Source organism: Variovorax sp. IB41 (genome assembly GCF_016405905.1).
Taxonomy (GTDB): domain Bacteria; phylum Pseudomonadota; class Gammaproteobacteria; order Burkholderiales; family Burkholderiaceae_C; genus Variovorax.
This window is the reverse complement of sequence record NZ_JAEFCB010000028.1, coordinates 13997-38584: the sequence shown is the minus strand read 5'-3', so window position 1 is coordinate 38584 and position 24588 is coordinate 13997. Positions and strand designations below refer to the sequence as shown.

Here is a 24588-nt window from a genome sequence, read left to right as displayed (position 1 = left end):
ATTCAGAAGCTGATGTTTGCAGCCGCGCACTACGCGGCACTCGTGGTTTTCATCGTCAGCTGCTGGGGGTGGGGGCGCGGCGTGCTGGCCCGCCTGGCACCGCCGCCGCGCCGCGATGCATGGCTCGAAGGCGCGGTGGCCGTCGCGCTCGGCGTCGGGCTCTTCATCTGCGCGTTCCAGGTGCTGGCGATCTTCGGCGTGTTCAAGCTCGGCGCCACGCTGGCGGTGGTTGCCGCGGGCGTCGTCGTCGCCGCGTTGCAGCTGCCCGCCTGGCTGCGCGAGCGGCGCGCGCTGGGCGCGAGCGCCGTCGCCGTGCCGTGGACCTACTTCGACCGCATCGCGATGGTCGCGCTGGCTTTGGTCGCGCTGCCCGCGCTGGTCGCGCCGCTCGCCCCGCCGGCCGCCTTCGACGAGCTGATGTACCACCTGCCCTATGCGCGCGAAGTCGCGCAGCAGGGCTCGCTCGGCATCCACGGGTGGCTGCGCTACCCCTGGTTTCCGTACAACTACAACCTGCTCTACGCCGCTGCGTTGCAGGTGGGCGACGACGTGCTGCCGCACTTCCTGAACGCGCTGGCGGGCGGGCTCTCGGTGGTGATGATCTATCGCCTGGGCATGCTGCACGCCAACCGGCTCACCGCCTGCATCGGCGCGGCGATCTGGCTGGGGCTGGGCGATTACTCGAACGCGCTGATCGACATGGGCGTGGCGCTCTTCGTGCTCACGGCCTGCGTGTCGCTGTGGTGGTGGCGTGAATCGCAGCCGGTACACAGCGGCATGCGCTGGCTCGGCCTGGCCGCCTTCTGCCTCGGCGTGGCGGCGGGCTCCAAGTACCAGGCGCTGGTCTTCATGCCGCTGGTGGCGCTGTTCGTGGTGTGGCACGAGCGCCGGCCCAAGGCCTGGGCGCTCGCGCTCCTGTGCTTTCTCATTCCGTGCATCTACTGGTATGCGCGCAATGCCGTCATGACCGGCGATCCGTTCAACCCGATCGGCGCGCGGGTGTTCGGCTTCAGCGAGTGGATTCCGGCCGACTACGTGCAGCAGTTGGCCGATGTGCGCGACCACGCCGAGATGCCGAACGCGCTGATCTGGTCGGTGTTCCTCGCGCCCTTCGGCGCCTTGTGGAAGCGCTCGGCCGCGGTGCGCGCCGCGGGCTGGTTCTGTTTCTATTCGCTGGCCGTGTGGGTCGTGACCTCGCGCTATCCGCGGTATCTGACGGCCTCGTTCCCGCTGCTCGCGATGACGGCCGCCATCGGCTGGCAGGTGCTGTTCGGCTGGATCGCGGCGGGCGTGCGACGCCTGTTCGGCATGAAGGCGAGCCAGGGCGAGGGCGTGCCCGAACTCACCAATCGGCGCAGCGCGGCGCGCATCGGCGACTGGGTGGTCGTGCTGCTGCTGGCCGTGCTCGCGGCGGTGTCGGTGCGGCAGACCGCGGGCAAGGTCGCGATGGTTTCGCCCACGCCCGAGACGCGCGAGGCGTTCCTGCGCCAGCACGTGCCGGGCTACGCCGTCATGGATTACCTGCGCCGCAACCCCACGGGCCGCGTCTACCAGATCGCGCTGAACGAGGCGATCTACTACGGCCCGAATCCGATCTGGGGCGACACGCTCGGCCCGTGGCGCTATGCCGACTTCCTGCTGCTGCCGCCCGCCGACATGGCGCGCAAGCTCGGCAAGCTGGGCTTCACCGCCATCGTGATGCCCGACCACCTGGCGCCGACGCTGGCGACCCGCGCCGGCTTCGACACCCACTTCGCCCCGCTGTTCGCGCAAGACGGCAGCCGGGCCTACCGTATCCTTCCGACCGCACCATGAATGACGCCGACGACACCGTGAGCCGACCCCGCGCCGCGCCGCGCATTGCCGCGGTCATTCCGTGCTTCAACGAAGCGCTGGCCATCCGCCAGGTGGTCGAGGGGTTCCGCGCGGCGCTGCCGGCCGACGCCGAGATCCACGTGTTCGACAACAACTCGACCGACGACACGGCAGCCGTCGCGCGCGCGGCCGGCGCCATCGTCACGCACGTGGCGGCGCCGGGCAAAGGCAACGTGGTGCGGCGCATGTTCGCCGACGTGGAGGCCGACATCTACGTGATGGTCGATGGCGACGCCACCTACGACACGGTCGCGGCGCCGCGCCTCATCCAGCGGCTGGTCGACGGCAACCTGGACATGGTGGTGGGCAACCGCATCGACGACGGGCAGAACGCGCTCACCTACCGCGCGGGCCACCGCCTGGGCAACCGCATGCTCACGGGCGCCGTGGTGCAGCTCTTCGGCGGGGGCCTCACGGACATGCTCTCGGGCTACCGCGTGTTCTCGCGGCGCTATGCGAAGTCGTTCCCGGCGCTCTCGCGCGGCTTCGAGATCGAGACCGAGCTCACCGTGCACGCGCTGGAGCTGCGCATGCCCTGGGCCGAGGAAAGCACCGCCTACAGCACACGCCCCGAGGGCTCGCACAGCAAGCTCTCGACCTACCGCGACGGCTGGCGCATCCTGAAGACCATCTGCAAGCTCTTCGTGAGCGAGCGGCCGCTGCAGTTCTTCTCGATCATCGCGGCGCTGCTCGCGGCGGGCGCGATCGCGCTGGTCGTGCCGCTCGTGGTCACCTACATGCACACCGGCCTGGTGCCCCGGCTCCCCACGGCGGTGCTGGCCACCGGCGCGATGCTGGGCGCGATGCTCTCGATGGTGTGCGGCGTGGTGATGCACGCCGTGACGCTCGGCCGCAGGGAGGCCAAGCGGCTGCGCTACCTGGCGATTCCGGGCGTGCGCAACTGCACCACGCGATGAAGCTGGGCCGGGAGTTCCTGTCGTTCGCCGTGGTCGGCGCGGCGGGCTTCGTGGTCGATGTGGTGGTGCTGTACCTGCTCGCGCCGCTCCTGGGCTGGTATGGCGCGCGGGTGCTGTCTTTCCTGGCAGCCGCGACGGCCACATGGGCGCTGAACCGGCGCTACACGTTCAGCGCGCGGAGCAATAACGCCTCCGTGCTGCGCGAATACGTCGGCTATCTGGTGACGATGCTGGGCGGCGCCGTCGTCAACTACGGCGCCTATGTGCTGGTGCTGCATTGGGTCACGGGCCCTTGGGCCCCGGCGGCCGGCGTGGCACTCGGGAGCTGCGCCGGGCTGGTGGTGAACTTCCTGTCTGCGCGCTATCTGGTGTTCAGGGCCAGGTAGGGTTCCCGTCTTGCTCCCTCCCCCTCTGGGGGAGGGCTGGGGTGGGGGCACGCGGCGCATCCACCGGGCGCTCTGCCTGCCCCCATCCCGACCTTCCCCCAGAGGGGGAAGGAGAAAGAAAAGAGAAGCGCCGGCGCTTCAGTGCGCGCCCGACACCACCACCGGAATCTCCGTCGCGGGCGGCGTGTTGCGGCTGCGGCCGCAGCGCACGATGCCGTCGATCATCACCATGCCCACGCCCGGAATGTCGCCCAGTTGCACGCTCTCGAGGAGACCCGGCGCGGGCGAATGCTGCGCGCGGTCCATGAAGACGAAGTCGGCATCGCGGCCCACTTCGACAAGGCCGCAGTTCAGCTTGCGGATCTTCGCGGTGTTGCCCGTCGCGAAGCAGAACACCAGCTCGGCCGGAATGTTCGCGATGGACGACAGCATCGCCACCATGCGCAGGATGCCCAGCGGCTGCACGCCCGAGCCCGCGGGCCCGTCGGTGCCCAGGATCACGCGGTGCGGGCACTTCAGTTCGAGGGCAGCCTTGGCCGCCGCGATGGCGACCTTCTCGTTGCCGTTGTGCACGATCTCGATGGCGCGCGAGCTCTTCTCGCACAGCTCGCACACATGCGCCTCGGGCAGCGAGGTGTGGCCGCCGTTGATGTGGCCGATGATGTCGGCGTCGGCTTCGAGCACCACGTCCTTGTCGATCAGGCCCGAGCCCGGGATCGACGGGCCGCCCGTGTGGATCGTGCTCTGGATGCCGTACTTGCGCGCCCACGCCACCATCTCCTTGGCCTCGTAGCCGGCCTTCACCGAGCCCAGGCCCACTTCGCCCAGGAGGCCCACGCCGGCTTCGGCGAGTTCCTTGAAGTCGCTCTCGACCATGCCCTTCTCGATGACCGGCGCGCCGGCCAGCACCTTCACGCCGCCGGGGCGGAAGTTGTCGAACGCGCGCTGCGCGGTGATGGCCAGCGCCTTCAGGCCGACGATGTCCTTGGGGCGCCCCGGCAGGTGCACTTCGCCCGCCGAGATCATGGTGGTCACGCCGCCGTGCATCGTGGAATCGATCCAGCCGATCTGGCCCTGGCGCGGCGTCCAATCGCCGAACACCGGGTGCACGTGGCTGTCGATGAGGCCGGGCGCGACGCAGGTTTTCTTCGCGTCGATGACGGTCTTTGCGCCTTCGAGGTCGCAGTCCTTTTGCTTGCCGACCGCCACAATCAGGCCGTCGTTCACCACGATGGTGTCGGCGTCCAGGATGGGCTTGTCGATGTCGCCCGAGAGCAAAAGCCCGATGTTCTTTATGACGACCTTGCCCGACTTTGCGCCGGCTGCGATTTCTGCCATTTCGTGGTGTCCTCGTCGTGGGGTGGGGTGTTGTCTTGTATGTCGTCCGCGCGCACGGTGCGCAGCACGGTCTCGATCACGAAATCTTCCCAATGCGTGACCGCCTCGGGCGACTCCAGCGGCTCGCCGAGGAAGGCGGTGAGCGTGTGCCGGTTGGAGGTGTAGAAGTAGCCGGTGGAGGCGATCAGCAGATAGATGTCGCGCGCCACCAGGTCCCGGCGGAAGAGGCCCTGCGCCGAGCCGCTCGCCAGAATTTCCTCGATGATCGCCACCGCGCGCGACGAGTATTCGCGCGCCCGCAGCGACTTGGAAATGTGCCGGCCCTTGTGCAGGTTCTCGGTGTTCAGGAGCGTCACGAACTCGGGGTTCTTGCGGTAGTAGCCGAGCACGAAGCGGATGACTTCGGTGAGCGCTTCCACGGGGCGGCTCGCATCGAGCGCGATCGCTGCCTCTGCATCGTCCATGCGCTGGTAGATGCCTTCGAGCACCGCGATGAACAGGCCCTCTTTGCTGCCGAAGTAGTAGTAGATCATCCGGTCGTACGACTTGGCGGCCTTGGAGATCTTCTCCACGCTGCCGCCGTCGTAGCCGTACTTGGCGAACACCTTGGTCGCCGACTTCAGGATGCTGTCGCGCGTGGCCTGCGCCGCGGCCTCGCGCACGCCGGTGCGGCGCTGGGGCTTGGGCTTCGATGCGGTGCGGCTGTCGGCCATCGTGCGCGCGGCGTCTTCGGCTTACTTCTCGGCGAAGGCGCGTTCGACGACGAAGTCGCCGGGCGTGCTCGTGTTGCCTTCCTTGAAGCCGCGCTTCTCCAGGATGTGCTTCAGGTCCACCAGGAGGCCCGGGCTGCCGCACAGCATGACGCGGTCTTCCTCGACGTTGAGCGGCGGCAGGCCCAGGTCGTCGGTGAGCTTGTTGCTCTCGATGAGGTCGGTGATGCGGCCCTGGTTGCGGAACTCTTCGCGCGTGACGGTCGGGTAGTAGAGCAGTTGCTTTTCGATCATCTCGCCCAGGATCTCGTGCTTGGGCAGGTGGTCGGTCACCAGGTCGTGATAGGCCAGCTCGTCGACCTGGCGCACGCCGTGCACCAGGATGACCTGCTCGAACTTCTCGTAGGTGTCCGGGTCGCGGATGATGCTCATGAACGGTGCGAGGCCGGTGCCCGTGCCGAAGAGGTACAGGCGCTTGGCGGGCAGCGTGTAGTCGATCAGCAGCGTGCCCGTGGGCTTGCGGCCCACGATGATGGTGTCGCCCACCTGGATGTGCTGCAGCTTGGAGGTGAGCGGGCCTTCTTCCACCTTGATGCTCAGGAACTCCAGGTGCTCCTCGTAGTTCGGGCTCACGATGCTGTAGGCGCGCAGCAGGGGCTTGTTGTTCACCTTCAGGCCGATCATCGTGAAATGACCGTTCGAGAAGCGCAGCGCCGGGTCGCGCGTGGTGGTGAAGGTGAACAGGCGGTCGGTCCAGTGGTGGACGCTCAGGACGCGTTCTTCGCTGAATGCACTCATACGGAACTCAAGAGTTGGTTGATGACAGAAAGAGGGGAGGCTGGCTGCGCCGAGGTGCACACCCGTGGTGCGCGAGCCGTCGGCCGGCTGCGAACCCTCCATTGTCGTTGGTCGGAAAAACCCCGATGAACACCGCGAGAAAACACCATTGCAAGCATCGGGCCTGTTTGCTACATTGATCTTCAATGTAGTGAATGCAACATGAAAGTGTAGGGAATGCTACACAAACGGAAGGCGGCGCACAAGCGGGCAGACGGCACGTTTGTTGCAAACCCCGACTGGACCGGATTGCCTCTCCCACACAACCGAACACCGCCCACGAGATCGCCCCGATGACCGAACACACCAAGACAGACGGATTGCCCGGCATGGACATGCCGGTGGTCGCCGAAGCCGGCGCGAGCGCCTTCGGCAAGGCGCCGCCGCGCAACGAGAAGATGAGCACCGCCAAGGTCGAGTGCAACGCCTGCCCGGTGCTGTGCCAGATCTCCGACGGCCGCACCGGCGCCTGCGACCGCTATGCGAACCGCGAAGGCGTGCTGGTGCGCGTGGACCCGGTCGTGCTCTTGCGCCGCGAGATCGCAAGCGATGCGCCTGCGCTCGTGCCCTTCGACCGCCCGGCCGCGGAAAAGAGCGAAGTGATCGAGGCGGGTACCCCCGACTGGAATGGCGACCTGCTGCACGCCGACGAAGTGTTCGTCACCGGCGTGGGCTCCTCCACCACCTATCCCGACTACAAGCCCGCCCCGTTCATCGTGGCCTCCAAGGCCCGTGGCGTGGACATGGTCACCGTCGTCACCGAAGGCATCTTCAGCTACTGCAGCTTCAAGGTGAAGATCGACACCGACCGGTTCCTGGGCTCCGAGCAGGCCAACGTGCGCTACCGCGGCGAGGTCGTGGGCCACGTCACCACGGCCGAATACGGCTCGCAGATGTTGTCGCTCGGCGGCGTGCACCACCTCACCGGCGGCAGCAAGAAGGAAGGCCGCATGACGGCCGAGCTCATGCAGTTCCTGGGCAACAAGAAGGCGGTGGAGTGCACCATCGATGGCGGCTCCACGCTCGTGATCCAGGCGGGCAAGGCGCCCATCGTCAACGGCGTCGAAGAGCAGCGCATGCGCGTGGGCTGCGGCTCCGCGGCGGTCGGCATCTTCGCGCGCCAGTTCGCGGGCGTGGCCGACGAGGTGGTGGTGGTGGACGACCACATCACCGGCGTGCTCACCGAGCACCAGGCCGGCCGGTGCCTGGACATGGCGCCCTCGGGCATCCAGATGCTGGGGCGCAAGTCCACGCCGGGGCGCTACTTCCAGGTGGCGAACCCGGGCAACGGCTGGGGCGGCACCGACATCGCCGATCCGCTGGCGATCATCGAAGGCTGGGAAGAGGGCGTCGCGCGCCCGGGCCTTCGGCTCTTGATGACCTCGACCACCGGCGAGCACGCGCAGTGGTACGTGCTCGACGACGCGCTGAAACCCGTCGAACAGGAGATGCCCGCCGAAGTGAAGCGCATCGTCGATCGCATCGGCGAAAACTGCGAGCCGTCGCTGTGCACCGTGCTGTTCCTCGGCGGTGCCGGCGGGAGCCTGCGCGCCGGCGTCACCGAAAACCCGGTGCTGCTGACGCGCGCCATCAAGCGCGCCTTGGTCAACGTCACCTGCGGCGGCGCGCCCGCTTATGTGTGGCCCGGCGGCGGCATCACCGTGATGGCCGACGTCATGCGCATGCCCGACAACAGCTTCGGCACCGTGCCCACGCCGGCCATCGTGGCGCCCATCGAATTCAGCATGCGGCGCGACGACTATGAAGCGCTCGGCGGCCACATGGAGCACATCTTCTCGCTCGAGCAGGCGCTCGCGCGCGGTGCGTGGCAGGAAGACGGCGCACCGCTCGCGCGCCAGTGGCTCGTCATGGACGATGCCAACCCGTGGCCCCTGGGCCACGCACCCATGCTGGGCTGAACCATGTCCGCCCAACGCAGCCCGCTCGACGGCGACCGCTGGCACTTCAACCACGGTCCGATCGACATCGTGGCCGAGGCCTACGGCGACCCGTACGCCGTCGCGGCCGCGCACGATGCCGCGTGGGCGCGCTTCGGCCATGTGCTGGACGAGTTGGTGCGCGAACTGCCGCTCTTGCGCCTGCCGGTGGTCGACAAGATGCGCCCGCGCGGCGTCGTCGGCCAGCGCATGTGGGATGCGTGCGCCGCGTTCTCGCCGATGTTCATCACGCCGATGGCGTCGGTCGCCGGCTCGGTGGCGCAGGAACTCATCGCCTTCTACGACCGCCCCGGCATCGAGCGCGCCTGGATCAACAACGGCGGCGACATCGCGCTGCACCTGGCGCCCGGCCACTCGGCGCGCGTGGGCGTGTTCGCCGACATCGCGCGCTTCGACTGGCAGGGCAGCGGCGTGCTCACCACCGACGGCCAGTTCGAACTGCATGCCGATGCGCCCGTGCGCGGCGTCGCCACCAGCGGCTGGCGCGGGCGCAGCTTCTCGCTGGGCATCGCCGACAGCGTGACGGTCCTGGCCGCCACCGCGGCGCAGGCCGACGCGGCGGCGACAGTGATCGCCAACGCCGTCGATGTGGACGACGGCCTCATCCAGCGCAAGCCCGCCAGCGTATGCAAGGACGACAGCGACCTGGGCGACACCCTGGTCACCGTCGACGTGCCGCCGCTCGCACCGTCGCAGGTCAAAAGCGCACTCGATACGGGCGCGATCTGCGCCAAGGTCCTGCAAAAAGGGGGGCTCGTCTGGGCCGTTCTACTCGTTTGTCAGGGGCAGTTCCGACTCGTCGAGCCCTTATGCTCGAAGTCGCTGCAGACCGTGCTGCCCAAAACAGTTGGTTCAGTATTTGCTTAATGAAAAAGCAAAGTTCTCAAGGTTCTTTTCCATGATCGAAATCCGCCGCGTCTTCACCCATGTCGAGCACATCCACCACGAGTTCGGACCGCGTGCCGACACCCCGTTGGTGCGCGGTGCCATCGGCGCGGTGCTGACCAATCCCTTCGCGGGCCGCTACGAGCCCGACATCCTGCCGATGATGGCGCTGCTCGACCCCGTGGGCGTGGACATGGCGCACCAGCTGCATGCCGCGATGGACGTGCCGCTCGAGCAGATCGCCACCTACGGCAAGGGCGCCATCGTCGGCGCCGACGGCGAACTGGAGCACGGTGCGCTCTGGCATGTGCCCGGCGGCTACGCGATGCGCGAACTGCTCGGCTGGAAGGGCAGCCGCGTGGCCTACACCCAGGGCGTTGCCGAAGAAAAAAGCGGCCAGCCCGCCAACGCGCTTTCCATCGTGCCCTCGACCAAGAAGGTCGGCCCGCCCGGCGCCGCGCTCGACGTGCCGCTCACCAACATCAACGCGAGCTACGTGCGCGGCCAGTTCGACGCCATCGAGGTGCGCGTGCCCGGTGCGCCGGCGGCCGACGAGATCGTCTTCATCCTCGCGATGAGCACCGGCTACCGCGTGCACGCCCGCGTCGGCGGCCTGCTCGCGAAAGACATCAGCAAGTGGGACGGCCTGCGCTGATCTCACGCACACAGAGACAAGACAAGGAACACACAGAACATGACCGCCAACATCCGCAAGCTCGTCATCCAGGTCGATGAGACCCGCAAAGAGATGGGCCAGGACGTGACGCCGCCCACGCGCCGCGCCGTCGCCATCGCCGTGATCGAGAACCCGTACGCCGGCCGCTTCAGCGAGAACCTGGACGAACTCATCGCCATCGGCGAAGAGCTCGGCGCACTGCTCGGCCAGAAGGCCGTGAAGGCGCTGGGCATCGAGCCCGGCCAGGCGCAGAGCTACGGCAAGGCGGCCATCGTCGGCGAGCGCGGCGAGCTCGAGCATGCGGCCGCGATCCTGCACCCCAAGCTCGGCGCGCCGCTGCGCGTGGCGGTCGAGAAGGGCGCGGCGCTCGTGCCTTCGGCCAAGAAGCAGGGCACGCTCGGCACCGCGATCGACGTGCCGCTCGGCCATAAAGACGCCGCCTTCGTGCGCAGCCACTTCGACGCCATCGAGGCCCGCGTGTCCGATGCGCCCCGCGCCAACGAAATCGTCGTGGCCGTGGCCGTCACCGACAGCGGCCGTCCGTTGCCGCGCATCGGCGGGCTGCAAGCCAGCGAAATCAAGGGCGAAGACGGCCTCCGCTGATCCGTCATCACCATCACCGCACACGTGTTTTCTGTTCGAACCCCTAGGAGCTTCCCGATGAATCCATTGCGCCATGTCTTCTGCGCCGCTTCCGTCGTCACGCTGGCCACCGCCGCTCTCGTCCCCGCGCATGCGCAGGGCGTGATCAAGATCGGCGAGATCAACAGCTACAAGGCGCAGCCCGCCTTCCTGGAGCCCTACAAGAAGGGCATGGAACTCGCGGTCGACGAAATCAACGCCAAGGGCGGCATCAACGGCAAGAAGATCGAGCTCATCAGCCGCGACGACAACGCCAACCCCGGCGATGCCGTGCGTGTGGCCGAAGAGCTCATCTCGCGCGAGAAGATCGACGTGCTGGCCGGCGCGTTCCTCTCGAACACGGGTCTGGCGCTCACCGACTTCGCCAAGCAAAAGAAATTCTTCTACCTGGCCGCCGAGCCGCTCACCGACAAGATCGTCTGGAGCAACGGCAACAAGTACACCTACCGCCTGCGCCCCTCGACCTACATGCAGGTGGCGATGCTGGTGCCCGAGGCCGCCAAGCTCAAGAAGAAGCGCTGGGCGATCGTGTACCCCAACTACGAATACGGCCAGTCGTCGGCCGCCACCTTCAAGACGCTTCTGAAGGCCGCGCAGCCTGACGTCGAGTTCGTGACCGAGCAGGCGCCGCCGCTGGGCAAGGTCGATTCGGGCAGCGTGGTGCAGGCGCTGGCCGATGCCAAGCCCGACGCGATCTTCAACGTGCTCTTCGGCGCCGACCTCTCCAAGTTCGTGCGCGAAGGCAACACGCGCGGCCTTTTCAAGGACCGCGAAGTGGTGAGCGTGCTGACCGGCGAGCCCGAGTACCTCGATCCGCTCAAGGACGAAGCGCCCAACGGCTGGATCGTGACCGGCTACCCGTGGAACGGCGTGAAGACGCCCGAGCACAAGGCCTTCCTCGACGCGTACCAGGCCAAGTTCAAGGACTACCCGCGCCTGGGTTCGGTGGTCGGCTACAGCGCGATCCACTCGATCGCCGCGGGCATCAAGAAGGCCGGCAGCACCGACACCGAAAAGCTCGCCGCGGCCTTCAAGGGCCTGCAGGTCGACACGCCCTTCGGCAAGATCAACTACCGCGCGCAGGACAACCAGTCCACCATGGGCGCGTATGTCGGCAAGACCAAGAACGACGGCGGCAAGGGCGTGATGGTCGACTACGTGTACCTGGACGGTGCCAAGTTCCAGCCTTCGGACGACGAAGTGAAGAAGATGCGCCCTGCGGACTGATTGTTGCTCGCCCCCAGGCTGCGCGCACTTCGTGTCGCTTCGCCAACCCCCTACCGGGGGCGGGCCGGCCGCTTCGGGCGGCCGCGCGCGGCGGCCCTCGCGAATGGATACCGCATCCACCAAGGATTTTTGAATGAGTTTCTCAGGCTTCGTTGTTCAGTTGCTCAACGGGTTGGCCGGCGCGTCCTCGCTTTTCCTCGTGGCGGCCGGTCTCTCGTTGATCTTCGGCGTGACGCGCATCGTCAACTTCGCCCATGGATCGTTTTTCATGGTCGGCATCTATGTCGCGTACACGCTCGTGGAGAAGCTGGGCTCGAGCCTGGGCTTCTGGCCCGCGCTTTTGATCGCGGCACTCGCGGTCGGCGTGCTCGGCGCGTTGATCGAGGTGCTGCTCCTGCGCCGCATCTACAAGGCGCCGGAGCTCTTCCAGTTGCTCGCCACCTTCGCGCTGGTGCTCGTCATCAAGGACGCGGTGCTGTGGCTCTGGGGGCCTGACGAGCTGCTCGGCCCGCGCGCGCCGGGCCTGAAGGGCTCGATCGAAATCCTCGGCCGCCAGTTTCCGTCCTACGACCTGTTCCTGATCGTCGTCGGCCCGCTCGTGCTCGGCCTCGTCTGGCTGCTGCTCACCCGCACGCGCTTCGGCACACTGGTGCGCGCCGCCACGCAGGACCGCGAAATGGTCAGCGCGCTCGGCGTCAACCAGGCCTGGCTCTTCACCGCGGTGTTCGCGCTCGGCGCGTTGCTCGCGGGCCTGGGCGGTGCGCTGCAGCTGCCGCGCGAACCCGCCACGCTGGAGATGGACCTCAACACCATCGGCGCCGCGTTCGTGGTGGTGGTCGTCGGCGGCATGGGCTCGCTGCCCGGTGCCTACGTGGCCGCATTGCTCATCGCCGAGATCAAGGCCGTGTGCATCTGGCTCGGCGTGGTGCAGATCTTCGGCATCGACGTGTCGTTTTCCAAGCTCACGCTGATGGTCGACTTCCTCGTGATGGCGATCGTGCTGGTGTGGCGCCCGTGGGGCCTGTTCGGCCGGCCGCAGGCGCCCAGCCGCTACGTGGGCATGCAGGAAGAGCCGCTGCGCCCGCCGAGCAACGCCTACCTCGTCGCCGCCGCGGTGCTCGGGCTGATGCTCGCGGTGCTGCCATTCCTGACGGTGAATTCGCCCTACACGATGGTGCTGATGATCGACCTGCTGATCGCCGCGCTGTTCGCCACCAGCCTGCACTTCATCATGGGCCCGGCGGGCATGCACTCCTTCGGCCACGCGGCGTACTTCGGGCTCGGTGCCTATGGCGCGGCGCTGCTGGTGCGCTCGCTGCACCTGCCGATGGAACTCGCATTGATCGTCGCGCCCGCCGTGGCCGCGCTCGGCGCGCTGGTCTATGGCTGGTTCGCGGTGCGGCTCTCGGGGGTCTACCTCGCGATGCTCACGCTGGCTTTCGCACAGATCACCTGGGCCATCACCTACCAGTGGGACAGCTTCACGGGCGGCAGCAACGGCCTGACCGGCGTGTGGCCCTCCGAGTGGCTCTCGAACAAGCAGGCCTATTACTGGCTCACGCTGGTGCTGGTCGGTGCCGGCGTGTGGTGGCTGCGCCGCGTGCTGTTCTCGCCCTTCGGCTATGCGCTGCGCGCGGGCCGCGATTCGGTGCTGCGCGCCGATGCCATCGGCATCGACGTCAAGCGCACGCAGTGGATGGCCTTCGTCATCGCGGGCACGGTGGCGGGCCTGGCCGGTGCGCTCTACGCGTTCTCCAAGGGCAGCATCTCGCCCGAGAGCCTGTCGGTCGGCAAGTCGGTCGACGGCCTCGTGATGGTGCTGCTCGGCGGCATCCAGACGCTGGCGGGCCCGGTCGTCGGCGCCGTCACCTTCACCTGGCTGCACGACACCGTCGCGCGCAACACCGACTACTGGCGCGCGATGCTCGGCGCCATCATCCTGATCCTGGTGCTGCTGTTCCCGCAGGGCATTGCAGGCTCCGTCAAGCAGCTGGCCGACCGCTGGCGCGTACCGAAGAATGAATCCGCGGATGCAGATGCCGATGCGGTCAAGCTCAAGGAGGTGAAGGCATGAGCCTCCTCAAAGTCGACAACCTCGGCAAATCCTTCGGCGGCGTGAAGGCCGTCGACGGCATCAGCTTCGAGCTGCCCGCGGGCGAACTGCTCGCGCTCATCGGTCCCAACGGCGCGGGCAAGTCCACGACCTTCAACATGGTCAACGGCCAGTTGAAGGCCGACCAGGGCTCGATCACGCTCGACGGCCACGAGCTCGTGGGCCGCAAGCCCCGCGAGATCTGGCGCAAGGGCGTGGGGCGCACCTTCCAGATCGCCGAGACCTTTGCCTCGCTCACCGTGGTCGAGAACGTGCAGATGGCCTTGCTCTCGCACGACCACAAGCTGTTCTCGATGTGGCGCCGCGCGGCCGACCACAAACGCGACGAAGCGCTCGCGCTGCTCGACCAGGTCGGCATGAAATCGCAGGCCGACCGGCCCTGCAGCGTGCTCGCGTACGGCGACGTGAAGCGCGTCGAACTTGCCATCGCGATGGCCAACAGCCCCAAGCTCCTCCTGATGGACGAGCCCACCGCCGGCATGGCGCCCAAGGAGCGCAACTCGCTCATGGCACTGACGAAAGACCTGGTGATCCAGCGCGGCATGGCCGTGCTCTTCACCGAGCACAGCATGGACGTGGTGTTCGCGTATGCCGACCGCATGATCGTGCTCGCGCGCGGCCGCCTCATCGCACAAGGAAAGCCGCTGGAGATCCGCGACCATCCGAAGGTGCAGGAGGTGTACTTCGGCAGTGGCAAGACATTCGAGAAGATCGCCGAGAAAGCCGCAGCGCTGGGAGTGACAACCGCATGAGCACGCACGAACCTCTCCTGCAAGCCAAGGCCCTGTGTGCCTGGTACGGCGCCGCGCAGATTCTTTATGACGTGGACCTCGAGGTGCGCCGCGGCGAAGTCGTCGCGCTCATGGGCCGCAACGGCGCGGGCAAATCGACCACGCTGAAGGCGCTGATCGGCATGCTCGGCAAGCGCCGCGGCGCGGTGCGCTTCCTCGGCCACGACATCTCCAAGAGCGAGCCGCACCACGCGGCGCGCCTGGGCCTGGGCTTCGTGCCGGAAGACCGTCGCGTGTTCACCGACCTCACGGTGATGGAGAACCTGGAAGTGGGCAAGCAGCCCGCGCGCCAATGGGCCGACGGCACCGAGGCGCCGCTGTGGACGCCCGAGCGTCTGTTCAAGCTCTTTCCCAATCTCGGCGAAATGCCCAACCGCCCGGGCGGCCGCATGAGCGGCGGCGAGCAGCAGATGCTCACCGTGGCGCGCACGCTGATGGGCAACCCCTACCTCGTGCTGCTCGACGAGCCCTCCGAGGGCGTCGCGCCCGTCATCGTCGAGCAGATGGCCAACATGATCCTGGAGCTCAAGGCGCAGGGCGTGAGCATCCTCTTGTCCGAGCAGAACATGCACTTCGCCGAACTCGTGTCCGACCGCGCCTATGTGCTCGAGAAGGGCCAGATCCGTTATCACGCCACGATGGCCGAGCTTTCGGCCAACGAAGAAGTGCGCCGCGCTTATCTCAGCGTCTGATCGTTGCTTTCCTTCAACCCACCGGAGTCCACACCATGCATCGCAGAACCGTATTGAAGTCCGCCGCTGCCCTCGGGCTCATGAGCGGCCTCGGGGGCTTCGGCCTCTCGGCCTTCGCGGCCGGCAAGATCAAGCCCGGCACCAAGGCCGCGCTGATCGTGGTCGATGTGCAAAACTGTTTTCTCGACGGCGGCACGCTCGCGGTGAAGGGCGGCAACGAGGTCATCCCGGTCATCAACGCGCTGGCGCCCGCCTTCGAGAACATCGTCGTCACGCAGGACTGGCACACCGCGGGCCATGCCTCGTTCGCGAGCACCTACTCGGGCAAGAAGCCCTTCGAGACCACCAAGCTCAACTACGGCACGCAGGTGCTGTGGCCCGACCACTGCGTGCAGGGCACCGACGACGCCGCGCTCGGCAAGGAGCTGAAGGTGCCGACCGCGCAGCTGATCATCCGCAAGGGCTTCCACAAGGAGATGGACAGCTACTCGGCCTTCGAGGAAGCCGACCACAAGACAGCCACGGGCCTGGCGGGCTACCTGAAGGCACGCGGCATCAAGACCGTGTTCGTCACGGGTCTGGCCACCGACTTCTGCGTGGCCTGGACCGCGATGGACGCGCGCAAGGCCGGCTTCGACGCCTACGTGATCGAAGACGCCACGCGCGGCATCGACCTGAACGGCTCGCTCGCCGCGGCCTGGAAGCAGATGACCGCCAAGGGCGTCAAGCGCATCCAGTCGGCCGACATCCAGGCCGCCTGACCCGATTTTTTCCCAGACAACAACTCCGAGACAAACGACGCATGAAGCTTTCGATTTCAAGGCGCGCCCTGGTGGCGGGCGGCGCAGCCCTGGCACTGGGCCCGGGCCTTCTGCGTTCGGCACGCGCAGAGAACGGCGTGACCGACAGCACCATCCGCATCGGCCAGTCGGCCGTCTTCAGCGGGCCGGCCAAGGACTTCGGCGTCGACTACCGCGCGGGCATCAAGCTCTTCTTCGACCGCACCAACAAGTCGGGCGGCGTCAACGGCCGCAAGATCGAACTGGTCACCTACGACGATGCCTACGACCCCGCCAGGACGGCCATCAACACGGCCAAGCTGATCGACGAGGACAAGGTCTTCGCGCTCACCGGCTTCGTGGCCACCGGCAACCTCGCGGCCGCGATGCCGCTGGCCGAAAAGGCGGGCGTGCCGATGTTCGCGCCGCTGGTGGGCACCACCTCGTTCCGCACCAAGGTCAACCGCAATCTCTTTCACGTGCGCGCGGGCTACGACCTGGAGCTGCGCAAGATCATCAGCCACCTCTCGACCATCGGCATCTCCTCGATCGCGGTGGTGTTCCAGGACAGCCCCTTCGGCAAGTCGAACCTCGCCACCTGCGAGCAGCTCGCGGCCGAGTACAAGGTGCAGGTGGTCAAGACGCTGCCGCTGGCCATCACCGCGGAAGATGCGAAACAGGTCGCCACCGACATCTCCGCGGCCAAGCCCGGCGCGGTCGTGATGATCATGGCCGGGCGCATGGTCGAGACCTTCATCCGCGACTACCGCGCGGGCGGCGTGGGCGCGCCGCTGTACACGCTGTCGGTCGGCATCACCGATGCGGCCGGTTCGGCCAAGCGGCTGGACGGCAAGCTCGCGGGCCTGGTCACGGCCAGCATCGTGCCGCCGCCCACGGCGCAGCGCGTGCCCATCGTGGCCGACTACCAGCGCGACCGCGCCGAGTTCGGCGAGAAGATCGACAGCTACACCACGCTGGAGGGCTACATCGTCGCGCGCGTGATGGTCGAGGGCCTGCGCCGCGCGGGCAAGACGCTCACGCGCGACAGCTTCGTGGCGGGCCTGGAGAGCATCGGCAGCACGCGCTTCGGTGACTTCCCCGTCGACTACAGCGCGAAGAACCACAACGGCTCGACCTTCGTGGACCTGGAGATGTACACCCGTGACGGCCAGTTGCGGCGCTGAGCCGCTGCACCTGCAGGTCAACGGCCAGGCGCAGTCGCTCGCGGGCGTGCCCCGCGAGGCGTCGCTGCTGCACTACCTGCGCAACGACCTCGGCCTCAACGGGCCGAAGTACGGTTGCGGACTGGGGCAGTGCGGCGCATGCACGGTGCACGTCGACGGCGTGGCCGCGCGCGCGTGCGTGATTCCCGCGCACGGCGTGGCGGGCCGTGCGATCACTACGCTGGAAGGCCTGGCGGATGTGGCCTCCACGCTCGGCACCTTCGTGTCCTCGCTGCCCCCCGAGGGGGCTGCCGCGCCTTGGGGCGGCCCGGCGGCGCGGCGCGGTCGCTGGCACCCGGTGCAGGCCGCGTTCGAAGACGCGCAGGCCGCGCAGTGCGGCTACTGCCTCAACGGCATGGTGATGCAGGCGGCCGCGCTGCTCGCACGCGATCCCCAGGCGAGCGAGGCGCGCATCCGCAGCGAGCTCTCGGGCAACCTGTGCCGCTGCGGCACGCACATTGAAATTCTCGACGCCGTGCAGCGCGCGGCTGCGCGCTTGAGCGCATCGCACGAAGACAAGGCCGCATGACCCGCCGCGCCGATCTGCCGCAGACCCGCGCGGAGTTCCTCGCTGCCGACGGCGTGCTGCTCATCGTGCGCGAGACGCCCGCCGCACCGGCGCCCGCCAAGGGCCAGCCGATGGCGGTCGCCGGCAACCCGATCGAAGGCGACGAGATCCTGCTCGCCGTGTGGGACGACGGCAGCGTCTCCGCGCTCAACGGCCACGTCGATCTGGGCACCGGCATCCAGACCGCGCTTTCGCAGATCGTGGCCGAGGAACTCGACCTCGGCATGCCCTGCGTGCGCATGATGCTCGGCGACACCGCGCGCGTGCCGAACCAGGGCGCGACGATCGCGAGCGCGTCGATCCAGATCCACGCGCAGCCGCTGCGCCTTGCCGCCGCGCAGGCGCGCGCATGGCTGCTCGCGCGCGCGGCCGAGCATCTCGGCGTCGCGATCGATGCGCTGCAGGTGCGCAACGGCGTGGTGCGCGTCACGGAGACGCCGGACCGCCACGTCAACTACGCGGACCTCGTGGCGCACCAGCGCACGGTGCTGCGCCTCGATCCCGCCGCGAAGCCCAAGGACCCGGCCGACTATCGCATCGTCGGCACGCGGCAGGCACGCGTGGACATTCCCGCCAAGCTCGCGGGCGACGTCGTGTTCGTGCACGACATGCGCGTGCCCGGCATGCTGCACGGCCGCGTCGTGCGCCCGCCGTATGCGGGCGCGGACCATGGCGAGTTCATCGGCAACACGCTCGAATCGGTCGACGAGTCGTCGATCGCGCACATCCCCGGCATCCTCGCGGTCGTCGTGGTCCGTGATTTCGTCGGCATCGTGGCCGAGCGCGAAGAACACGCCGAGCAGGCGCTGCGTGAACTGCGCGTCACCTGGAAGCCATGGCCCGGCATGCCCGACCTCGGCGACCTCGCGCAAGCGTTGCGCGACAACCCTTCGACGCAGCGCCTGCTGGTCGATGAAGGCGACGTAGATGGTGCCATTGCATCAGCAGCGCAGCCGATGCAACGCACCTACGTCTGGCCCTACCAGATGCACGCTTCCATCGGTCCGTCGTGCGCGCTCGCCGACTGGCAGCCTGCCGACGGCAGCGGCATGCAGCTGCGCGTGTGGGCGGGCTCGCAGAATCCGCACGTGCTGCGCGCCGATCTCGCGAAGCTCATGGGTGTGGACGACGTGCAGGTCGATGTGGTCCGCATGGAAGCCGCGGGCTGCTACGGCCGCAACGGCGCCGACGACGTGGCGGCCGATGCGGCGCTGCTTGCGCGCGCTGTCGGCATGCCGGTGCGCGTGCAACTCACGCGCGAACAGGAGCATGCGTGGGAGCCCAAGGGCGCCGCGCAATTGATGGAGGTCGATGGCGGTCTCATGGCCGATGGCCGCATCGCCGCCTACGACTTCGAGACTTCTTATCCATCGAACGGCGCGCCCACGCTCGCGCTCTTGCTCACGCGCACCATCGAGCCGGTCGCGCAGGCCTACGAGATGGGCGACCGCACCGCGCGCCCGCCGTACACCTACGACAACCTGCGCGTGAAGGTCAACGACATGGCGCCGATCGTGCGCGCCTCGTGGCTGCGCGGCGTGTCGGCGCTGCCGAGTTCGTTCGCGCACGAGTCGTACATCGACGAGCTGGCGACGGCGGCGGGTGTCGATCCGGTGCAGTTCCGCTTGCGCCATCTGAACGATCCGCGCGCGGTCGAGCTCGTGCAGGCCACCGCGCAGAAGGCCGGCTGGCGCATGCGCACGGGGCCGCAGGAAGACGCGGACGGCGGGCTCGGCGAGGGCGGCGACATCCTCTTCGGCCAGGGCTTTGCGTACGCGCGCTACATCCACAGCAAGTGGCCGGGCTTCGGCGCCGCGTGGGCCGCGTGGGTGGCCGATGTCGAGGTCAACCGCAAGACCGGCGAGGTGCATGTGCGCCGCGTGGTGGTGGGGCACGACGCGGGGCTGATGGTCAACCCCGCGGGCGTCGAGCACCAGGTGCACGGCAACGTGATCCAGACCACCAGCCGCGCGCTGATGGAAGAGGTGAAGTTCGCGCCGCAGCAGGGCGCCGCGACCGGCGGTGCGCAGTTGCCGGGCGTGTTGCCGACCGGCGTGGTGGCGAGCCGCGAGTGGGGCAGCTATCCGATCATCAATTTCCGCGACGTGCCGGTGATCGAGGTGATGCACATGCCGCGGCCGGGCGAGCCGTCGCTCGGCGCGGGCGAGTCGTCGTCGGTGCCGGGAACGGCGGCGATCGCGAATGCGATCTTCGATGCGACGGGGGTGCGGTTCAGGGCGCCGCCGTTCACGCCGGAGACGGTGCTGGCGGAATTGAATCGGGGCTTGCTTCCTTCCCCTCCAGGAGACGGCGGGGGTGGAGGCGAGCGGCGTTCGAGTGGTGACGCTGCCGTGCCCCCATGCCAACCTTCCCCCAGAGGGGGAAGGAGCCATGCGGGAGCCATCTGGCCGCGGCGCAAGGGCGCGTGGGCGACGGGCGCGGCGCTCTTCATCGGTGGCATCGGCGTCATCGCCGGGCTGCTGGGCTGGCGCTCCACCATCGCACCCATTTCGCTCACCGCGCCGGTCTACAGCGAGACCACCATCGAGCGCGGTCGCGTGCTCGCCGCGCTCGGCGATTGCGCGGTGTGCCACACCGCGCCCGGCGGCGCGCCCAATGCGGGCGGCCGCGCGATGGACACGCCCTTCGGCACGCTCTACACCACCAACCTCACGCCCGATGCCGACACGGGCCTGGGCCGCTGGTCGTTCAGCGCGTTCCAGCGCGCGATGCGCGAAGGCGTCTCGCGCGACGGCCATCACCTGTACCCGGCGTTCCCCTACACCGCGTTCGCCAAGACCAGCGACGACGACCTGCAGGCGCTCTATGCGTACTTCATGTCGATGCCCGCGGTGCGCGCGGAAACGCCGAAGTCCGAACTCAAGTTTCCGTTCAGCATGCGGCCGCTGATGGCCGGATGGAACGCGCTTTTTCACGACCCCGCGCCGCTGCAGCCTGTCGCCACGCAGAGCGCGGAGTGGAATCGCGGCGCGTACCTCGTCAATGGCCTCGGCCACTGCGGCGCCTGCCACACGCCGCGGAACGCCCTCGGCGCCGAGCAGGGCGGCAGCGCGTTCCTCTCGGGTGCGATGGTCGATGGGTGGGAGGCGCCCGCGCTCACGCACCTCTCGAAGTCCGCCGTGCCGTGGGACACCGAAGAGCTCTACCGGTACCTGCGCAACGGCCACACGCAGCGCCACGGCATCGCGGGCGGGCCGATGGCCGAGGTGGTGCGTGAACTCGGCCAGGTGCCCGATGCCGACGTGCGCGCGATGGCGACTTACCTCGGCTCGTTCAACCCCGCGCCGGCCGCCGACCCGCAGGCGCTCGCGCAGCGGGCCATCGCCAATGCGGCGCGCACGCAAGGCCAGTTGCTCGGCCCCGCGCAGCGCATGTTCGACAGCGCCTGCGCCGCGTGCCACCACGACGGCAACGGCCCCACGCTGCTGGGCGTGAACACGCCGCTCGCGCTCAACAGCAGCCTCACGAGCGCACGGCCCGACAACCTGCTGCGCACCATCCTCGATGGCGTGCGCGAGCCGGCGAACCGCGACATCGGCTTCATGCCGGCCTTCCGCGAAGCGCTCGACGACCGGCAGATCGCCGAGCTGGCCGGCTACATGCGCGCGCGCTTCGCGCCGCAGGAGCCCGCGTGGAACGACCTGCCCGCCGAGGTGGCGCGCGTGCGCGCCGCAAAGGCGCACTGAGCGGGTGTACCGGTGCGCACGCGTGCGCACCACCGAGGCTACGATGCGGCGTCGCGCATCGGCCTCGTCGTTTGCCGTTCGCGCGCCGCACCGAACACCCACAACGGAGACACACAGCACCATGGCCCTGAACCTCACGCCCTCGACCAGCCTTCCCAGCGACGCCGACCGCGCCACCCTGGTCGGCCGCATCTGGCAACCCGATGTGGGCCCGGTGCTGGTGGCCGTGCACGAAGGCGGCCTGCACGACCTGTCCAAGCTCGCGCCGACCATGAGCGACCTGCTCGAAGCCAAGAGCTCGCCGTCCGCCGCCGTGCGCGATGCATTGAAGAGCGGCAAGGCACTGCGCATTGCCGCGCTCGATGCCGTGCTCGCCAACAGCGACGAAACCGCGCGCGACAACGCCAGGCCGTGGCTCCTCGCGCCGTGCGACCTGCAGGTCATCAAGGCCAGCGGCGTGACATTCGTTGCGAGCCTGCTGGAGCGCGTCATCGAAGAGCAGGCGCGCGGCGATGCCTCGCAGGCCGAGGCCACGCGCGCGGCCATCGGCAAGGTGCTGGGCGACAACCTCGCGGACATCGTGCCCGGCTCGCCCGAAGCCGCCAAGGTCAAGGAGGTGCTGATCGCGCAGGGCGTGTGGTCGCAGTACCTCGAAGTGGGCATCGGCCCCGATGTGGAGATCTTCACCAAGGCCCCGGTGCTCGCCGCGGTGGGCACCGGCGCCGACGTGGGCATCCACTCGGGCTCGGTCTGGAACAACCCCGAGCCCGAGGTCGTGCTGGCCGTGAACAGCCGCGGCCAGACGCTGGGCGCCGCGCTCGGCAACGACGTCAACCTGCGCGACTTCGAAGGCCGCAGCGCCCTGCTGCTGGGCAAGGCGAAGGACAACAACGCCTCGTGCGCGATCGGCCCGTTCATCCGCCTCTTCGACGAACACTTCGGCATCGCCGAGGTGCGCCGCATCACCGTCGCACTCGAAGTGACGGGGCCCGAAGGCTTCGTGCTCGAAGGCGCGAGTTCGCTCACCAAGATCAGCCGCGATCCGCTGGACATCGTCTCGCAGGCCGTCGGCATTCACCACGACTACCCCGACGGCTTCATGTTGTTTCTGGGCACCATGTTCGCGCCGACACAAGACCGTCACGGCCCTGGGCAAGGATTCACCCACGTCGTCGGCGACCACGTGCGCATCGGCGCACCGGAACTCGGCGCGCTGTTCAACCGCGTCGTGCATGCCGATCAGGCGCCGCGTTGGACTTTTGGCGTAAGCGCGTTGATGCGAAATCTTGGCGGGCGTGGTCTTCTGTAGTCCTTCCGTTTAACGTTGAAAAGAAGCTGTACTTCTTTGGGTTTCATTGCCCGAGCGTTGCATTCGGTTGCGGTTGACCACCGTTCCTGTTCCCCTCAAGATAACCAAACGTTGATGATGGTTAACTCAAGGGGGACCGGTTGTTGCCGAGTGAGATCGATCTGTTGCAGTCGCCTGTCGAAGGCCCGCTTCCATGCGGCGAAGATCTGGAATACGACCCCGATTTCATGGCGTTGCAGCAAGCGACGACCGGCAAGCGGGAGCAGCAATTCGGCGCGACGATCATTCCGGCCGAACCGCCCGACTGGGCGCGCGTGGAGCGCATCGCCAAGCAGTTGTGCGAACGCACGCGCGACCTGCGCGTGCTGGTTCCGCTGACCCTTGCATGGACCGAAACGCGCGGCCTCTCCGGTTATGTCGATGGCCTCCGGCTGGTCGATGCGGTGCTGCAGAAATTCTGGAACGACGTGCATCCGCGCGTCGTCGACGACGGTTTCGAAGACCCGCTGCCGCGCATGAATGCGCTGGCCGCGCTGGCCGAAGCCGAAGGCCTGGGGCGCAGCGTGCGCGATGCGCGGCTGCTCGACGACGGCGGCTCGTCGGTGAGCCTGCGGCAGGTCGAAGCCCTGCTCGATTCGAGCAAGGCCGAGCAGATCGACTACCCCGGCGGCATTGGCCGGTTGCGTGAGGCGGCGCGGCGCGCGCACGAGAAAGCCACGCCGCAGGTGGTGGCCCTGCGCGCGGCGCTGGAGCTGCTGCAGCGCATTCGCGAGACGTCCGAGCGGGCGCTCGGGCAGAGCTGGGCGCCGGATTTTTCGAGGCTCGAGCGTTCGCTTCGCACCGTGGTGCAGCTGATGCCCGAGCAGGCGCCGCCCGAGCCTGCGGCGAGCGTTTCGCATGAAGGCGATGCGCATGCGCAAGGCGCTTCGCAGAGCACTGCCGCAGGGACAAGCACCGCCGTTCCCGGTACCGCAAATGTCGGCGCAGGCCTACGCGCAATAAGTATTAAAGAGATTGAAATATCGAGCCGTGATGATGTGCAGGTGTTGTTGGAGAAGGCTTGCCAGTTCATGGAGCGCACGGAGCCCAGTCATCCGGCGCCCATGCTGATACGGCGAGCGCAAAGACTCCTGGACCTGAACTTCTTCCAGATCATCGAAGAGCTCGTGCCCGAGGGATTGCAAAAGATAGAGAGCCTGGCCGGACGGCCGTTGAACGGCGGAGCCGCCCCGGAGTAGGCGGCCTTCGCCGCCGACAACGAGGGAGTCGAATTCAGCAAACACAGGCCGCCAGGTCCGACCCACGCATTCAGTTTCAAGAGGAAGCTTATGGCAGACAACCGTGTCAGAAACAGTGGTCAGAAGTTCATCGCGCGGAACCGGGCGCCGCGCGTGCAGATCGAGTACGACGTCGAGATCTACGGCAGCGAACGCAAGATCCAGCTGCCCTTCGTGATGGGCGTGATCGCCGACCTCGCGGGCAAGCAAATGGACCCGATGCCCGACCTGGCCGAGCGCGAATTCATGGAGGTGGACATCGACAACTTCGATGACCGCATGAAGTCGATCAAGCCGCGCGTGGCGTTCCAGGTCCCCAACACGCTCACGGGCGAAGGCCAGATGAACGTGGACATCACCTTCGACACGATGGACGACTTTTCGCCCGCGCGCATCGCGGGCCAGGTGGGCGCGCTGCAGCAGCTGCTGGCGGCGCGCACGGAGCTGTCGAACCTGCTCTCGTACATGGACGGCAAGAACGGCGCCGAGCAACTGATCGCGCAGGCGCTGCAGAACCCGGCGCTTCTCAAGTCGCTCGCCGCCGCGCCGAACCCGGCGGTCGCCAAGGCGGTCGATGCGGCGAACGAGAAAGCAACGGGCGCAACGAGCACCGCACCCGGCGGTTCTTCCGAGTAAGCGCCAAGCCACGCCAAGCCGAGCAACGCACAGCAAGCCGAC

Annotated in this window: 21 protein-coding genes; 18 read left to right on the top strand and 3 right to left on the bottom strand. The window is 67.9% G+C overall.

Features of this window, described 5'->3' with window-relative positions:
- Window positions 1-12 precede the first annotated feature (12 nt).
- Genes JC881_RS29960 through JC881_RS29950 form a run of 3 tightly spaced genes read left to right on the top strand, consistent with a single transcriptional unit; the run spans window position 13 to window position 3178 of the window.
- The gene (locus JC881_RS29960; protein WP_198789427.1) at window positions 13-1815 is read left to right on the top strand and encodes an ArnT family glycosyltransferase; all 1803 of its coding nucleotides are present in this window, start codon (window positions 13-15) and stop codon (window positions 1813-1815) included.
- Window positions 1812-2792 carry a glycosyltransferase gene (locus tag JC881_RS29955; RefSeq protein ID WP_198789426.1) on the top strand — a complete coding sequence of 327 codons (981 nt, stop codon included), beginning with the start codon at window positions 1812-1814 and terminating at the stop codon, window positions 2790-2792. Before JC881_RS29960 ends, JC881_RS29955 begins: the two co-directional genes overlap by 4 nt.
- Complete coding sequence (locus tag JC881_RS29950) at window positions 2789-3178, top strand: GtrA family protein (RefSeq protein ID WP_198789425.1); 390 nt, start codon at window positions 2789-2791, stop codon at window positions 3176-3178. The genes JC881_RS29955 and JC881_RS29950 overlap by 4 nt, the downstream gene beginning before the upstream one ends.
- Window positions 3179-3316: 138 nt before the next feature.
- Here JC881_RS29950 and JC881_RS29945 read toward each other — a convergent pair whose 3' ends face one another.
- Genes JC881_RS29945 through JC881_RS29935 form a run of 3 tightly spaced genes read right to left on the bottom strand, consistent with a single transcriptional unit; the run spans window position 3317 to window position 6024 of the window.
- Window positions 3317-4516, bottom strand: coding sequence for an amidohydrolase family protein (locus JC881_RS29945; protein WP_198789424.1), 1200 nt, complete (start codon window positions 4514-4516; stop codon window positions 3317-3319).
- Window positions 4471-5229, bottom strand: coding sequence for a TetR family transcriptional regulator (locus JC881_RS29940; protein ID WP_198789423.1), 759 nt, complete (start codon window positions 5227-5229; stop codon window positions 4471-4473). The genes JC881_RS29945 and JC881_RS29940 overlap by 46 nt, the downstream gene beginning before the upstream one ends.
- Before the next feature lie 21 nt (window positions 5230-5250).
- A complete protein-coding gene (locus JC881_RS29935; RefSeq protein ID WP_130426483.1) occupies window positions 5251-6024 on the bottom strand; it encodes a ferredoxin--NADP reductase in 774 nt (257 codons plus the stop codon).
- A 332-nt stretch (window positions 6025-6356) separates the two neighbouring features.
- Between JC881_RS29935 and JC881_RS29930 the strand changes: the two genes are divergently transcribed.
- The 15 genes from JC881_RS29930 (at window position 6357) to tssB (ending at window position 24546) form a co-directional block, all read left to right on the top strand.
- A complete protein-coding gene (locus tag JC881_RS29930; RefSeq protein WP_198789422.1) occupies window positions 6357-7982 on the top strand; it encodes a 6-hydroxynicotinate reductase in 1626 nt (541 codons plus the stop codon).
- Window positions 7983-7985: 3 nt separating this feature from the next.
- Window positions 7986-8888: a UPF0280 family protein gene (locus JC881_RS29925; protein ID WP_198789421.1), complete on the top strand. Its 903-nt coding sequence runs from the start codon at window positions 7986-7988 to the stop codon at window positions 8886-8888.
- Between the two features lie 31 nt (window positions 8889-8919).
- A complete protein-coding gene (locus JC881_RS29920; protein WP_198789420.1) occupies window positions 8920-9561 on the top strand; it encodes an amino acid synthesis family protein in 642 nt (213 codons plus the stop codon).
- Between the two features lie 39 nt (window positions 9562-9600).
- A complete protein-coding gene (locus tag JC881_RS29915) occupies window positions 9601-10185 on the top strand; it encodes an amino acid synthesis family protein (protein WP_198789419.1) in 585 nt (194 codons plus the stop codon).
- Between the two features lie 57 nt (window positions 10186-10242).
- On the top strand, window positions 10243-11451 hold the full coding sequence (locus JC881_RS29910; RefSeq protein WP_198789418.1) for an ABC transporter substrate-binding protein: 1209 nt from the start codon (window positions 10243-10245) through the stop codon (window positions 11449-11451).
- 133 nt (window positions 11452-11584) lie between these two features.
- Window positions 11585-13525, top strand: a complete 1941-nt coding sequence (locus tag JC881_RS29905) for an ABC transporter permease (protein ID WP_198789417.1) — start codon at window positions 11585-11587, stop codon at window positions 13523-13525.
- Window positions 13522-14316 carry an ABC transporter ATP-binding protein gene (locus JC881_RS29900; protein WP_198789416.1) on the top strand — a complete coding sequence of 265 codons (795 nt, stop codon included), beginning with the start codon at window positions 13522-13524 and terminating at the stop codon, window positions 14314-14316. The genes JC881_RS29905 and JC881_RS29900 overlap by 4 nt, the downstream gene beginning before the upstream one ends.
- Window positions 14313-15047, top strand: a complete 735-nt coding sequence (locus tag JC881_RS29895) for an ABC transporter ATP-binding protein (protein ID WP_198789415.1) — start codon at window positions 14313-14315, stop codon at window positions 15045-15047. Before JC881_RS29900 ends, JC881_RS29895 begins: the two co-directional genes overlap by 4 nt.
- Before the next feature lie 35 nt (window positions 15048-15082).
- The gene (pncA, locus tag JC881_RS29890; RefSeq protein ID WP_198789414.1) at window positions 15083-15808 is read left to right on the top strand and encodes a bifunctional nicotinamidase/pyrazinamidase; all 726 of its coding nucleotides are present in this window, start codon (window positions 15083-15085) and stop codon (window positions 15806-15808) included.
- A 41-nt stretch (window positions 15809-15849) separates the two neighbouring features.
- Window positions 15850-17010, top strand: a complete 1161-nt coding sequence (locus JC881_RS29885; protein WP_198789413.1) for an ABC transporter substrate-binding protein — start codon at window positions 15850-15852, stop codon at window positions 17008-17010.
- Window positions 16988-17578, top strand: coding sequence for a (2Fe-2S)-binding protein (locus JC881_RS29880; RefSeq protein WP_198789412.1), 591 nt, complete (start codon window positions 16988-16990; stop codon window positions 17576-17578). Before JC881_RS29885 ends, JC881_RS29880 begins: the two co-directional genes overlap by 23 nt.
- Complete coding sequence (locus JC881_RS29875; protein WP_198789411.1) at window positions 17575-21324, top strand: molybdopterin cofactor-binding domain-containing protein; 3750 nt, start codon at window positions 17575-17577, stop codon at window positions 21322-21324. Before JC881_RS29880 ends, JC881_RS29875 begins: the two co-directional genes overlap by 4 nt.
- A 121-nt stretch (window positions 21325-21445) precedes the next feature.
- On the top strand, window positions 21446-22633 hold the full coding sequence (locus tag JC881_RS29870) for a fumarylacetoacetate hydrolase family protein (RefSeq protein WP_198789410.1): 1188 nt from the start codon (window positions 21446-21448) through the stop codon (window positions 22631-22633).
- A 140-nt stretch (window positions 22634-22773) separates the two neighbouring features.
- Entirely contained in the window at window positions 22774-23871 is a 1098-nt protein-coding gene (gene tssA / locus JC881_RS29865) for a type VI secretion system protein TssA (RefSeq protein ID WP_198789409.1), read from the top strand.
- Between the two features lie 90 nt (window positions 23872-23961).
- The gene (gene tssB, locus JC881_RS29860) at window positions 23962-24546 is read left to right on the top strand and encodes a type VI secretion system contractile sheath small subunit (RefSeq protein ID WP_198789408.1); all 585 of its coding nucleotides are present in this window, start codon (window positions 23962-23964) and stop codon (window positions 24544-24546) included.
- Window positions 24547-24588 lie beyond the last annotated feature (42 nt).

Excerpts from the sequence above, each read along its gene's own strand:
- JC881_RS29905 (WP_198789417.1), top strand. The coding sequence starts at position 11,585 with ATGAGTTTCTCAGGCTTCGTTGTTCAGTTGCTCAACGGGTTGGCCGGC.
- JC881_RS29875 (WP_198789411.1), top strand. The coding sequence starts at position 17,575 with ATGACCCGCCGCGCCGATCTGCCGCAGACCCGCGCGGAGTTCCTCGCT.
- JC881_RS29915 (WP_198789419.1), top strand. The coding sequence starts at position 9,601 with ATGACCGCCAACATCCGCAAGCTCGTCATCCAGGTCGATGAGACCCGC.
- JC881_RS29925 (WP_198789421.1), top strand. The coding sequence starts at position 7,986 with ATGTCCGCCCAACGCAGCCCGCTCGACGGCGACCGCTGGCACTTCAAC.
- JC881_RS29945 (WP_198789424.1), bottom strand. The coding sequence starts at position 4,516 with ATGGCAGAAATCGCAGCCGGCGCAAAGTCGGGCAAGGTCGTCATAAAG.
- JC881_RS29940 (WP_198789423.1), bottom strand. The coding sequence starts at position 5,229 with ATGGCCGACAGCCGCACCGCATCGAAGCCCAAGCCCCAGCGCCGCACC.
- tssB (WP_198789408.1), top strand. The coding sequence starts at position 23,962 with ATGGCAGACAACCGTGTCAGAAACAGTGGTCAGAAGTTCATCGCGCGG.
- JC881_RS29935 (WP_130426483.1), bottom strand. The coding sequence starts at position 6,024 with ATGAGTGCATTCAGCGAAGAACGCGTCCTGAGCGTCCACCACTGGACC.
- JC881_RS29885 (WP_198789413.1), top strand. The coding sequence starts at position 15,850 with ATGAAGCTTTCGATTTCAAGGCGCGCCCTGGTGGCGGGCGGCGCAGCC.
- JC881_RS29920 (WP_198789420.1), top strand. The coding sequence starts at position 8,920 with ATGATCGAAATCCGCCGCGTCTTCACCCATGTCGAGCACATCCACCAC.
- JC881_RS29910 (WP_198789418.1), top strand. The coding sequence starts at position 10,243 with ATGAATCCATTGCGCCATGTCTTCTGCGCCGCTTCCGTCGTCACGCTG.
- JC881_RS29930 (WP_198789422.1), top strand. The coding sequence starts at position 6,357 with ATGACCGAACACACCAAGACAGACGGATTGCCCGGCATGGACATGCCG.
- JC881_RS29870 (WP_198789410.1), top strand. The coding sequence starts at position 21,446 with ATGGCCCTGAACCTCACGCCCTCGACCAGCCTTCCCAGCGACGCCGAC.
- JC881_RS29955 (WP_198789426.1), top strand. The coding sequence starts at position 1,812 with ATGAATGACGCCGACGACACCGTGAGCCGACCCCGCGCCGCGCCGCGC.
- JC881_RS29900 (WP_198789416.1), top strand. The coding sequence starts at position 13,522 with ATGAGCCTCCTCAAAGTCGACAACCTCGGCAAATCCTTCGGCGGCGTG.
- pncA (WP_198789414.1), top strand. The coding sequence starts at position 15,083 with ATGCATCGCAGAACCGTATTGAAGTCCGCCGCTGCCCTCGGGCTCATG.
- JC881_RS29895 (WP_198789415.1), top strand. The coding sequence starts at position 14,313 with ATGAGCACGCACGAACCTCTCCTGCAAGCCAAGGCCCTGTGTGCCTGG.
- JC881_RS29960 (WP_198789427.1), top strand. The coding sequence starts at position 13 with ATGTTTGCAGCCGCGCACTACGCGGCACTCGTGGTTTTCATCGTCAGC.
- JC881_RS29950 (WP_198789425.1), top strand. The coding sequence starts at position 2,789 with ATGAAGCTGGGCCGGGAGTTCCTGTCGTTCGCCGTGGTCGGCGCGGCG.